The sequence below is a fragment of the Pseudomonas sp. NPDC087814 genome (genome assembly GCF_044742865.1).
In the GTDB taxonomy this organism is placed as follows: domain Bacteria; phylum Pseudomonadota; class Gammaproteobacteria; order Pseudomonadales; family Pseudomonadaceae; genus Aquipseudomonas.
This window is the reverse complement of the sequence record NZ_JBIUVK010000005.1, coordinates 185,923-198,267: the sequence shown is the minus strand read 5'-3', so window position 1 is coordinate 198,267 and position 12,345 is coordinate 185,923. Positions and strand designations below refer to the sequence as shown.

Sequence of the window (12,345 nt, the reverse complement as noted above, 5' to 3'; positions counted from 1 at the left end):
TTACCGGTTTTTCCGTTGGGGAGGGATAGAAATGCAGCCCGCCAAAACAGCGGGTACCCAGAGACTGACCCGGGTAAATTGTGGGAGTTTTAGAACAATACGTTATAAGGCAAAGAGCCTTGACGGGTTGCGAGCCCGTCATGGCCCTCAGGATTTGCCTGGGTTACCGCGGATCAGGGCACGCAGCGCGAACCGATTGGGGTGACAGGCTTCGCTGACACTGCGCGGCAGCGGCAGGGGCTCATTGTCGAGCCCGGCGGCCAGCAGCTCTGCGCAGAGTGGCGCGGTGACCAGCCCCCGTGAGCCATGGCCACTGTTGATATACACGCCGTGCAACCACGGGCACGGCGCATCAGGGACCTGCCGGGCGTCTTTGCCGAGGGCGGCGTAGGTGTGATCAAACGCCTCGCGCTGCGCCAGCGGCCCGACGATCGGCAGGTAGTCCGGGCTGGTGCAACGGAAGGCGGCGCGGCCTTCAAGCTGTTCGGGTGCCAGGCTGTCGGCGCCCAGGCGTTGCAGCAAATCGAGGGAGATTTCCCGCAGCATCTGCAGATTGCCCACGTGCTCGGCCACCGTGGGCGTAAGGTCATCGCTCTTGAAGTCGAAGCTGGCACCGAGGGTGTGCTCGCCCAGGCGTGGCGGGGCGACGTAGCCCTCGGCACACACCACTGTGGCCAACGCCTGGCTTTGCGCCGTTTGCGGCAGGCGGGTGATTTGCCCGCGGATGCGCTTGAGGGGCAAGTCAGCGCTGAAGGAAAACCGCTTGATCTCGGCGGCGCCGGCCAGCACGACCACACTGGCTTGAGCCAGAACCGTATCGCCCTGCAACGCCTGCCACTGACCGTCGACCTGCTTGAGCTCAAGGGCGTCGTGGTGCTGGAGCACTTCGATCAGCGGGTGCCTGGCTTGCCATTCGCACAGCGCCGGCGGGTGAACCCAGCCGCCCTCGGGGAAGAACAAGCCGCCGTGCTCCAGCGTTATCCCGGCGCGCACCTGTGCCTGCTCTTTATCCAGCAGGTGCAACAGGTCCGGGGTAAAAGCGCCGGCCAGTTGTGCCTGGCGCTCGGCTTCCTTGGCGTTGAAGGCCAGTTGCAGCACGCCGCAGCCATCCCAGTCCACGCCACGTTGCAGGTGTTCCAGCAGGCGCCGCGTGTGGCCGAAACCGCTGAGAATCAACTGCGAAAGTGCCGTGCCATGGGCGGAAAGCTTGAGGTACAACACCCCTTGCGGGTTGCCGGAGGCTTCCTGCGCGAGCGCCGCGTGGCGTTCCAGCAAACTGACGCGCCAGCCGCGTGCCGCCAGGCTGGCCGCCGTGGCGCAACCGGCCAGGCCACCGCCGATGACGAGTGCATGGCGTTCACCGGAAACGGCAGGCGGGCGCGCAAACCAGGGTTTTGCCGCGGCAGGCGCAGGCGTTTCAGCGGGCCAGCCGAGAAACTCACCCCGCAGGATTTCCCACTTGTGGCCGATGCCGGGGGTGCGCTTCATCTTGAACCCGGCGGCGTTGATCAACCGCCGTACCCAGCCGGTGCTGGTAAAGGTGCTGATGGTCGAGCCCGGCGCCGCCAGCCGCGCCAGTTCGGCGAACAGCTCGGCAGTCCACATGTCGGGGTTCTTGGCCGGGGCGAAACCGTCGAGGAACCAGGCGTCGACCTGCGCGTCCAGCTGCGGCAATTGCTCCAGGGCGTCGCCGATCAGCAACGTCAGGGTGACTCGACCGTTATCCAGTACCAGCCGCTGGAAGCCTTGGTGAATCGCGATGTATTGCGCCAACAGTTGCTCGGCGAACGGTGCCAGTTCCGGCCAGAGGGCGAGGGCGCGCTGCAGGTCGGCGTGGCTCAGCGGGTACTTTTCCACGCTGACAAAATGCAGGCGCGCACCCGCCTCCGCGTGTTGATCAAACAACTGCCAGGCGCACAAAAAATTCAGGCCGGTGCCGAAGCCCGTCTCACCAATCACCAAGCGCCCGCCCACCGGCAGCGCCGCAAAACGTTCCTGCAGACGGTTCTGTTCGAGGAACACGTAGCGGGTTTCTTCAAGGCCCGACTTGTCGGAGAAGTACACGTCATCGAAGACCCGCGAGTGCGGGCGACCTTGGTCATCCCAGTCAAGCTGGGCGTGGGATACGGGGTTCATGAGCGGCTCGGCAAAGGCAAGGCGGCCATTCTAGCTGATCAACAGGGTTGTCATTGATCCATGGCAAGCCGCTGCGGAATTTCCTGCCACGTGTTGTTGCCCAATCCGCTAGTCTTGATCACTTCTGGAACGGAGCCGCCCATGTTCGAATCTGCCGAAATCGGTCACGCCATCGACAAAGACACCTACGACGCCGAAGTGCCGGCCCTGCGTGAAGCCTTGCTGGAAGTGCAGTACGAACTGCAACAGCAGAAGCGCTTCCCGGTGATCATCCTGATCAATGGCATCGAAGGCGCGGGCAAGGGTGAAACCGTCAAATTGCTGAATGAATGGATGGACCCGCGCCTGATCGAGGTGCGCACCTTCGACCAGCAGACCGACGAAGAACTGGCCCGCCCACCGGCCTGGCGCTACTGGCGCCAGCTTCCGGCGAAAGGCCGCATGGGGATCTTTTTTGGTAACTGGTACAGCCAGATGCTGCAGAGTCGCGTCCATGGCGAGATCAAGGACGCGCGGCTGGACCAGGCCATCGCCGGGGCCGAGCGCCTGGAAAAGATGCTGTGTGATGAAGGTGCGCTGATCTTCAAGTTCTGGTTCCACCTCTCCAAGAAGCAAATGAAATCCCGGCTCAAAGCCTTGCAGGACGACCCGCTGCACAGCTGGCGCATCAGCCCGCTGGACTGGCAGCAGTCAAAGACCTACGACAAGTTTGTGCATTTTGGTGAGCGGATCCTGCGCCGCACCAGCCGTGACTATGCGCCTTGGTATGTGATCGAGGGTGTCGATGCGCACTACCGCGGGCTGACCGTCGGCAAGATCCTGCTCGAAGGCCTGCAAAACGCCTTGAAAGTGCCCAAGGGTAAAGCCAGCGGCATGAACCCGGCGCCGCTGCCATCGGCGGTTGACCAGATGAGCCTGCTGAACAGCCTGGACATGAGCCTGAGCCTTGAAAAGGACGATTACGAAGAACAACTGATTACCGAGCAGGCGCGGTTCTCCGGGCTGATGCGCGACAAACGCATGCGCAAGCACGCGTTGGTGACAGTGTTTGAAGGCAACGACGCGGCGGGCAAGGGTGGGGCCATCCGGCGTGTGGCGGCAGCCCTCGACCCCCGGCAGTACCACATCGTGCCGATTGCCGCGCCCAGTGAAGACGAGCGCGCCCAGCCTTACCTGTGGCGTTTCTGGCAGAAGATTCCGGCGCGGGGCATGTTCACCGTGTTCGACCGCTCCTGGTATGGCCGGGTGCTGGTGGAACGCATCGAAGGCTTCTGCACGCCGACGGACTGGATGCGCGCCTACGGCGAGATCAACGACTTCGAAGAGCAACTGCGCGACGCCGGGGTGATCGTGGTCAAGTTCTGGCTGGCGATCGACAAGCAGACGCAGCTGGAGCGGTTCCAGGCCCGCGAGGAAATCCCGTTCAAACGCTTCAAGATCACCGAGGACGACTGGCGTAACCGCGAGAAGTGGGACGACTACCGGGCGGCGGTGGGTGACATGGTGGACCGCACCAGCACCGAGATTGCGCCGTGGACGCTGGTTGAAGCCAACGACAAGCGCTGGGCGCGGGTGAAGGTGTTGCGCACCATCAACCGGGCGCTGGAGGAAGCGTTCGACAAGACCGACAAGCATGACAAGAAGGACAAGAAGAAGTAACGCCATGCTTTTGCATACGCGGGGTGAATGATTGTCGCGGTTGAAGAGGGCGGGATCTATGCTCGATCCATCTCTCAACAACCACAACAATTGAGGTAGCCCATGCGTGAAGTAGTGATCGTCGACAGCGTGCGAACCGGCCTGGCCAAGTCCTTTCGCGGCAAGTTCAACCAGACCCGTCCCGATGACATGGCTGCCCATTGCGTGAACGCGTTGCTGACCCGCAATGGCATCGACCCGGCCACGGTCGAGGACTGCATCGTCGGCGCCGGATCCAACGAAGGTGCCCAGGGCTACAACATCGGCCGCAATGTGGCGGTGTTGTCGCAACTGGGTACCGGTACGGCGGGCATGACCCTCAACCGTTTCTGTTCCTCGGGGTTGCAAGCGATTGCGATCGCCGCCAACCAGATTGCTTCCGGTTGCAGCGAGATCATCGTGGCCGGTGGAGTCGAGTCCATCAGCCTGACCATGAAGAGCGTCAACACCGATAACCTGATCAATCCGTTGCTCAAGGAGCAGGTGCCGGGCATTTACTTTCCCATGGGGCAGACGGCGGAAATCGTTGCGCGGCGGTATCACGTCAGTCGTGAAGAGCAGGATCTGTATGCGCTGCAAAGCCAGCAGCGTACGGCTCAGGCCCAGGCTGACGGGTTGTTCGATGATGAAATCGTGCCGATGGCGGTGAAGTACAAGGTTGAGGACAAGAACACTGGCGCGGTGCAGGTGTTGGAGGGGGTGGTGGATCGGGATGATTGCAATCGTCCGGATACGACGTTGGCCAGTCTTGCGGGATTGAAGCCGGTGTTTGCGGAGGATGGGTCGGTGACGGCGGGGAATTCGTCGCAGTTGTCTGATGGGGCTTCCATGACACTGGTGATGAGCCTGGAAAAAGCGCTGGAACTGGGGCTTAAGCCCAAGGCGTTTTTTCGCGGGTTTACGGTGGCGGGGTGTGAGCCGGATGAGATGGGGATCGGGCCGGTGTTTTCGGTGCCCAAGTTGCTCAAGGCTCGTGGGCTGGCGGTGGCGGATATTGATTTGTGGGAGTTGAATGAGGCGTTTGCCTCGCAGTGCCTTTATGCGCGTAATCGGCTGGAAATTGATAACGCCAAGTACAACGTCAACGGTGGGTCGATTTCCATCGGGCATCCGTTTGGGATGACGGGGTCGCGGCAGGTGGGGCATCTGGTGCGTGAGTTGCAGCGGCGCAAGTTGCGTTACGGCATTGTCACTATGTGTGTGGGCGGCGGCATGGGGGCCACCGGCTTGTTCGAAGCCGTACGCTGACTCAGTGTGGGAGCGGGCTTGCTCGCGAATGCGGCGGGGCAGTCGATGAAAATGTTGGCTGATAGACCGCCTTCGCGAGCAAGCCCGCTCCCACATTTGATCAGCACCGTATCCCAATCCGTTCACATCCCCCTAGAATGCACCTCCTCCACCTCAGGCATTCGGGGCACTCATGCACATCTCATCGGGCCGTTGGGTCTACGGTTTATCCCTGGCCCTGCTGACCGCGCTGCTCTGGGGCATTCTGCCGATCAAACTCAAACAGGTCTTGCAGGTGATGGACCCCGTCACCGTCACCTGGTTTCGCCTGGTCGTCTCCGGCAGTTGTCTGTTTATCTATCTCGCCGCCGTAAGGCGCCTGCCCAGCTGGCGTTCCCTCGGACCAAAAGGTGGCTGGCTGGTAGCAATCGCCGTGTGCGGCCTGATGGGCAACTACGTGCTCTACCTGGTCGGCCTCAAACTGCTGAGCCCCGGCACCGCGCAACTGGTGGTACAGGTGGGCCCGATCTTCCTGATGATCGCCAGCGTCTTCGTGTTCAAGGAACGCTTCAGCCTCGGGCAGGGCATGGGCCTGCTGGTGCTGATCATCGGCTTCGGCCTGTTCTTCAACCAGCGCCTGACCGAGTTGTTGACCTCCCTGGGCACCTACACCGCCGGGGTGCTGACGATTCTCCTGGCCACCACCATCTGGACCTTCTACGCCCTGGGCCAGAAGCAGTTGCTGACGGTATGGAATTCGTTGCAGGTGATGATGGTGATCTACCTGTCCTGCGCGCTCTTGCTGACGCCATGGGCGCACCCGATGGAAGCGCTGCAACTGAGCCCGCTGCAAGGCTGGCTGCTGCTGGCCTGCTGCTTCAATACGCTGATTGCCTACGGCGCATTCGCCGAAGCCCTGGCCCACTGGGAAGCCTCGCGCGTCAGCGCCACCCTGGCGCTGACGCCATTGGTGACCTTCGTCGCGGTGGCGCTGGCCGCCTGGATGTGGCCCGAGTATGTGCACGCCGAAGACATCAATGCCCTCGGCTACGGCGGTGCCGTGTTGGTGGTGCTGGGGTCCGCGACCGTGGCGTTGGCGCCGTCGCTGTTCGCCGGGCTCAGGGCCCGGCGTGCACGATTGGCGTCTTAATGACCGGCTTCCAGCATGTTTTCCGGACGCACCCACTGGTCGAACTCTTCGTCCGTGAGATAGCCCAGCTTCAGCGCCGCTTCCCGTAGGGTCAGCCCTTCGGCATAGGCCTTCTTGGCAATCTCGGCGGACTTGTCGTAGCCGATGTGCGGGTTCAGCGCCGTCACCAGCATCAGGCCACGCTCAAGGTGCGCGGCCATTTGCTCGGCGTCGGGTTCCAGGCCGGCGATGCAGTGCTCCTGGAAGTTGCTGCAACCGTCGGCCAGCAGGCGGATCGATTCCAGCAGGTTGTGGATGATCACCGGCTTGTACACGTTCAACTGCAAGTGGCCCTGGCTGGCGGCGAAGCCAATGGTCACGTCATTGCCCAGCACCTGGCAAGCCAGCATCGACAGCGCTTCGCACTGGGTCGGGTTGACCTTGCCGGGCATGATCGAGCTGCCCGGTTCATTCGCCGGCAACTTGACTTCCGCCAGCCCGGCACGCGGGCCGGAGCCCAGCAGGCGCAGGTCGTTGGCGATTTTCATCAGGGCCACGGCCAGGGTCTTCAACGCGCCGTGCAGGGTGGTCAACGGCTCATGGCCCGACAGCGCGGCGAATTTGTTCGGGGCGGTGACAAACGGCAGGCCCGACAGCGCGGCCAATTCCGAGGCAATCGCCTCGCCAAAACCGTGGGGTGAATTGAGCCCGGTGCCGACGGCAGTACCACCCTGGGCCAGTTCACACACGGCGGGCAGGGCGCTGCGGATCGCGCGTTCGGCGTAGTCGAGTTGCGCTATAAAGGCCGAGACTTCCTGGCCGAAGGTGATGGGCGTCGCATCCATCATGTGGGTGCGGCCGGTTTTCACCAGCTTCATGTGGCGCGCCGACAACTCTGCCAAACCACCAGACAGTTCACGGATCGCCGGCAACAGCTTCTCGGTGACGGCCTGCACGGCGGCGATGCTCATGGCGGTGGGGAAGCAGTCGTTGGAGCTCTGGGAACGGTTGACGTGGTCGTTGGGATGCACCGGGCTCTTGCCGCCACGGGGCTTGCCCGCCAGCTCGTTGGCACGGCCGGCGATCACTTCGTTGGCGTTCATGTTGCTCTGGGTGCCGCTGCCGGTCTGCCACACCACCAGGGGAAACTGGTCGTCGTGTTCGCCGGCGAGCACTTCGTCAGCGGCCTGTTCGATCAGCCGGGCGATGTCGGCGGGCAGGTCGCCATTGCGGTCGTTGACCCGGGCCGCAGCCTTCTTGATCAGGGCCAGGGCGTGCAACACAGCCAGGGGCATGCGCTGGTCGCCGATGGCGAAGTTCACCAGCGAGCGTTGGGTCTGCGCGCCCCAGTAAGCGTCATCCGGGACTTGCACTTCTCCCAGGCTGTCGGTTTCGATACGGCTCATCGGGCACACTCCTTCAGGTTCGTTTGCGCAGTTTAGGCCCTGATCGCCCGGTGGGGTTCCCTTAAAAGACTTTTCATCGGATTAAGCCCCGCAAAACCAGGCCCCACAAGGCGTGGGGTTGAGCCGCGGCGTTTTTTAGGCGCAGAATGGGCGCCCTTGGGGTCTTACCTCGCCTGCTAGAAAAGGAAACTCGATGACTCGTCTTCGTGCCATCTGTACCGCGGTTGCTCTGGTATGTGCCAGCGGCCAGGTTTTTGCCGATACCGCCAGCCACAACGCCAGTGCCGAAGCCTTCCTTACCCTGGCCCATGCCGACAAGCTGGGTACCCCGGTGTACATGCAAGTGCAACAAATGTTCGCCCAGCGTTTCGAGCAGACCAAGGCGCCTGCTTCCAAGCAAACCGTCCTGGACACCTACCAGGCCAAGGCCAACACCGCCCTGGACCAGGCCATCGGCTGGAACAAGCTCAAGCCGGACATGATCAAGCTCTACACCGACAACTTCAGCGAATCCGAGCTCAAGGACCTGGTTGCGTTCTACCAGTCGCCACTGGGCAAGAAAGTCCTGGAGAAAATGCCCCAGCTGACCCAGCAATCGGCCCAGATGACCCAGGCCAAGCTGGAAAGCGCGGTACCTGTGGTGAACAAGCTGCTGGAAGACATGACCAACGAGCTGACGCCAAAAGCCCCGGCCCCGGCCAAGAAGAAGTAAACAGGAATGACCATGCAACAGCGTATCGAATCGGCACTCGTCGCCCTGAGCCCGGAACACTTGAGCGTGCTGGATGAAAGCCATATGCACAGCCGTGGGTTGCAGACCCACTTCAAGGCCGTGCTGGTCAGCCAGCAGTTCGAGGGCCTCAACCGCGTCAAGCGCCACCAGAAGGTCTATGCCACGTTGGGTGACCTGATGAGCGAATTCCATGCGTTGGCGCTGCATACCTACACGCCTGAAGAATGGGCGAAAATCGACGCAGCCCCGGCCTCGCCGACCTGCGCCGGCGGTCACTGACACTGTGGCACATCAGCGTGATGTGGCGAGGGAGCTTGCTCCCGCTGGGCTGCGCAGCAGCCCTTCTGCCAATCACCGCGAGCTTTCTGAAAGGTTGCAACTGCCTGGTTGGGGCCGCTCCGCAGCCCAGCGGGAGCAAGCTCCCTCGCCACAGTAAGAGGCGGTCCATAATCGTCGCCATTTTTGTTAGAATCCGCAACGCGCCGCTCAGTCGGCGCGTTTTTTTTGCATCCGGTTCACCCTTTACGAGGGTAGCCACCTGGAGAGAACACCCATGACTCAACCGATTGTCGTGGCGGCACTGTATAAGTTCGTCACCCTCGAAGATTACGTCGCCCTGCGCGAGCCACTGCTGCAGGCGATGGTCGACAACGGCATCAAAGGCACCTTGCTGATTGCCGAAGAAGGCATCAACGGCACCGTTTCCGGCAGCCGCGAAGGCATTGATGGCTTGATGGCCTGGCTCAAGAACGACCCGCGCATGGACGACATCGACCATAAAGAGTCGTACTGCGACGAGCAGCCGTTCTACCGCACCAAGGTCAAGCTCAAGAAAGAAATCGTGACCCTGGGCGTCGAAGGCGTCGACCCGAACAAGAAAGTCGGCACCTACGTCGAGCCGCAGGACTGGAATGCGCTGATCAGCGACCCTGAAGTGCTGCTGATCGATACCCGCAACGACTACGAAGTGTCCATCGGCACCTTTGAAGGCGCGATCGACCCGAAGACCACCAGCTTCCGCGAATTTCCCGACTACATCAAAGCCAACTTCGACCCGGCCAAACACAAGAAAGTCGCCATGTTCTGCACCGGCGGCATTCGTTGCGAAAAGGCCTCGAGCTATATGCTCAGCGAGGGTTTCGACGAGGTGTATCACCTCAAGGGCGGCATCCTGAAGTACCTCGAAGAGGTGCCGCAGGAAGAAACCAAGTGGCAGGGCGACTGCTTTGTGTTCGACAATCGCGTGACCGTGCGCCACGACTTGAGCGAAGGCGACTACGATCAATGTCATGCCTGCCGCACACCGGTCAGCGTCGAGGACCGTGCATCCGAACACTATGTAGCTGGCATCAGTTGCCCGCATTGCTGGGATAAGCTTTCAGAGAAGACCCGTCGCAGCGCGATCGACCGGCAAAAGCAGATTGAACTGGCCAAGGCCCGCAATATGCCGCACCCGATTGGCTACAACTACAAGCAATCCCCATCCTCCGAGGCCTGAGCCATGTCCGCACGCCTGCTCTATGTAATGGATCCGATGTGCTCCTGGTGCTGGGGTTTCGCCCCGGTGGCCAAGGCGCTGGTTGAGCAGGCCCAGGCCGCAGGCGTGGAGCTGCACCTGGTGGTGGGCGGCTTGCGCACCGGCAGTGGCGCGGCGCTGGAGCCGACGACCCGGCGCTATATTCTTGAGCATTGGCAGGCCGTGACCGACGCCACCGGCCAGCCGTTCAAGCGTGAAGGTGCACTGCCTGATGGTTTTGTCTACGACACCGAGCCTGCTTGCCGCGCCGTGGTCACTGCCCGCAGCCTGGCGCCGGATTGCGCGTGGAAACTGCTGGGGCTGATCCAGCAGGCGTTCTACGTCGAAGGGCGCGATGTGACTCGCGCCGACGTATTGGTGGAACTGGCCGAGACCGCTGGTGTGCCGCGTATCGAGTTCGCCGAAGCTTTTGACCGCGCCGACCAGCACGCGGCCACCGCGGCGGATTTCACCTGGGTCCAGGACCTGGGCATCGCCGGTTTCCCGACCTTGCTGGCGGAGCGTAATGGGCAACTGGCGCTGCTGACCAACGGCTATCAGCCGCTGTCCGAATTGGCGCCGCTGCTGAGCCGCTGGCTGGAGCGAGCTGCCTGTGCATGATCAGCCCGATCCCGTTGAGCAACCCAAGCGTGTCGACCGGCTGACCTGGGCGGAAGTCCGCCGCCTGGCGCTGCATCACAAGAAATCCCTGTGGATCGCCAATGGCGTCGCCGTGCTGGCAACCTTGTGCAGCGTGCCGATTCCATTGCTGCTGCCGTTGCTGGTGGACGAAGTGCTGTTGGGCCATGGCGATGCGGCACTGAAGGTGATGAACCACGCATTGCCCCTGGGTTGGCAGAAGGCCGCCGGCTATATCGGCCTGATGTTGCTGGTGACGTTGCTGTTGCGCTGCGGCGCCCTGGTGTTCAACGTGCTGCAGGCGCGGTTGTTTGCGCGGCTGGCCAAGGACATCGTCTATCGCATTCGCGTGCGGCTGATCGAGCGCCTCAAGCGCATTTCCCTCAGCGAATACGAAAGCCTGGGCAGCGGCACGGTGACTACGCACTTGGTCACCGACCTGGACACGGTGGACAAATTCGTCGGTGAAACCCTCAGCCGGTTCCTGGTGGCGATGCTCACCCTGGTAGGCACCTCCGGGATCCTGATGTGGATGCACTGGAAGCTGGCACTGTTGATCCTGCTGTTCAACCCGCTGGTGATCTACGCCACGGTGCAGTTGGGCAAGCGGGTCAAGCACCTGAAGAAGCTGGAAAACGACAGCACATCGCGGTTCACCCAGGCGCTGACCGAAACCCTCGATGCGATCCAGGAAGTGCGTGCCGGCAATCGCCAGGGCTTTTTCCTCGGGCGCCTGGGCCAGCGGGCCCAGGAAGTGCGGGATTTTGCGGTCAATTCCCAGTGGAAAAGCGACGCCTCCAGCCGCGCCAGTGGCTTGCTGTTCCAGTTTGGTATCGACATTTTCCGTGCGGCGGCGATGCTGACGGTGCTGTTTTCCGACCTGTCCATCGGCCAGATGCTCGCGGTGTTCAGTTACCTGTGGTTCATGATCAGCCCGGTGGAACAGTTGCTGAACCTGCAATACGCCTACTACGCGGCGGGCGGGGCGCTGACGCGGATCAACGAATTGCTGGCCCGCGCCGATGAACCGCAATACGCGGGCGGTGCCGATCCGTTTACCGGACGCGAGACAGTCGGCATCGAAGTGCGCGGCCTGAATTTCGGCTACGGCGAGGAACTGGTGCTGGACCAGTTGAACCTGAACATCGCCCCGGGTGAAAAAGTCGCGATTGTCGGCGCCAGCGGCGGCGGCAAAAGTACCCTGGTGCAGCTGTTGCTGGGGCTGTATACGCCGCAGGCCGGCAGCATTCGCTTCGGTGGTTCGACCCAGCAGGAAATCGGCCTGGAGACGATTCGCGAGAATGTCTCCGTGGTGCTGCAGCACCCGGCACTGTTCAATGATACGGTGCGCGCCAACCTGACCATGGGCCGCGAGCGCAGCGACCAGGCCTGTTGGCAGGCGCTGGAAATTGCCCAGCTGGATGCGACCGTCAAGGCGCTGCCGCTGGGCCTGGACAGCGTGGTCGGACGCTCCGGCGTGCGCTTTTCCGGTGGGCAGCGTCAACGCCTGGCCATTGCACGGATGGTGCTGGCGGAGCCGAAAGTGGTAATACTCGACGAGGCCACCTCGGCCCTGGATGCGGCAACCGAATACAACCTGCACCAGGCGCTGGCGCGGTTTCTCAGTGGCCGTACCACGTTGATCATCGCCCACAGGCTGTCGGCGGTGAAACAGGCGGATCGGGTATTGGTGTTCGATGGCGGCCATATTGCCGAAGATGGCGACCATCAGCAGTTGATTGCTGATGGTGGCTTGTACGCCAAACTTTACGGACACTTGCAACAAGTGCGGTGATTTAGCCTACGCTGAGCTATCAGGAGCGGTTTTCACTCGCGTGCGTATTTTAGTTGTGCATGTGCA

10 protein-coding genes are annotated in these 12,345 nt (G+C 62.1%); 8 read left to right on the top strand and 2 right to left on the bottom strand.

Annotated elements, in window-relative coordinates:
• Positions 1–147: 147 nt before the first annotated feature.
• Entirely contained in the window at positions 148–2,136 is a 1,989-nt protein-coding gene (mnmC, locus tag ACIOMR_RS06835) for a bifunctional tRNA (5-methylaminomethyl-2-thiouridine)(34)-methyltransferase MnmD/FAD-dependent 5-carboxymethylaminomethyl-2-thiouridine(34) oxidoreductase MnmC (RefSeq protein WP_401193040.1), read from the bottom strand.
• 141 nt (positions 2,137–2,277) lie between these two features.
• On the opposite strand from mnmC, the gene pap reads away from it, so the two are divergent.
• From pap to ACIOMR_RS06820, 3 genes are all read left to right on the top strand, one after another.
• Complete coding sequence (pap, locus tag ACIOMR_RS06830; RefSeq protein ID WP_177009485.1) at positions 2,278–3,795, top strand: polyphosphate:AMP phosphotransferase; 1,518 nt, start codon at positions 2,278–2,280, stop codon at positions 3,793–3,795.
• Between the two features lie 102 nt (positions 3,796–3,897).
• Positions 3,898–5,082: a thiolase family protein gene (locus ACIOMR_RS06825; protein ID WP_003216747.1), complete on the top strand. Its 1,185-nt coding sequence runs from the start codon at positions 3,898–3,900 to the stop codon at positions 5,080–5,082.
• A gap of 172 nt (positions 5,083–5,254) precedes the next feature.
• A complete protein-coding gene (locus tag ACIOMR_RS06820; protein ID WP_177047104.1) occupies positions 5,255–6,211 on the top strand; it encodes a DMT family transporter in 957 nt (318 codons plus the stop codon).
• Here ACIOMR_RS06820 and ACIOMR_RS06815 read toward each other — a convergent pair.
• On the bottom strand, positions 6,208–7,596 hold the full coding sequence (locus ACIOMR_RS06815) for a class II fumarate hydratase (protein ID WP_003216744.1): 1,389 nt from the start codon (positions 7,594–7,596) through the stop codon (positions 6,208–6,210). The genes ACIOMR_RS06820 and ACIOMR_RS06815 overlap by 4 nt on opposite strands.
• A 193-nt stretch (positions 7,597–7,789) precedes the next feature.
• Between ACIOMR_RS06815 and ACIOMR_RS06810 the strand changes: the two genes are divergently transcribed.
• The 5 genes from ACIOMR_RS06810 to ACIOMR_RS06790 all read left to right on the top strand — a co-directional run bounded on the left by ACIOMR_RS06810 (position 7,790) and on the right by ACIOMR_RS06790 (position 12,279).
• Entirely contained in the window at positions 7,790–8,308 is a 519-nt protein-coding gene (locus ACIOMR_RS06810) for a DUF2059 domain-containing protein (RefSeq protein ID WP_003216742.1), read from the top strand.
• A 6-nt stretch (positions 8,309–8,314) separates the two neighbouring features.
• Positions 8,315–8,608, top strand: a complete 294-nt coding sequence (locus tag ACIOMR_RS06805) for a BolA family transcriptional regulator (protein WP_003216739.1) — start codon at positions 8,315–8,317, stop codon at positions 8,606–8,608.
• Between the two features lie 274 nt (positions 8,609–8,882).
• Positions 8,883–9,827: a rhodanese-related sulfurtransferase gene (locus tag ACIOMR_RS06800; RefSeq protein ID WP_003216738.1), complete on the top strand. Its 945-nt coding sequence runs from the start codon at positions 8,883–8,885 to the stop codon at positions 9,825–9,827.
• Between the two features lie 3 nt (positions 9,828–9,830).
• A complete protein-coding gene (locus tag ACIOMR_RS06795) occupies positions 9,831–10,466 on the top strand; it encodes a DsbA family protein (protein WP_008433236.1) in 636 nt (211 codons plus the stop codon).
• Complete coding sequence (locus tag ACIOMR_RS06790) at positions 10,459–12,279, top strand: ABC transporter ATP-binding protein (RefSeq protein ID WP_003216734.1); 1,821 nt, start codon at positions 10,459–10,461, stop codon at positions 12,277–12,279. The genes ACIOMR_RS06795 and ACIOMR_RS06790 overlap by 8 nt, the downstream gene beginning before the upstream one ends.
• Positions 12,280–12,345: the final 66 nt, after the last annotated feature.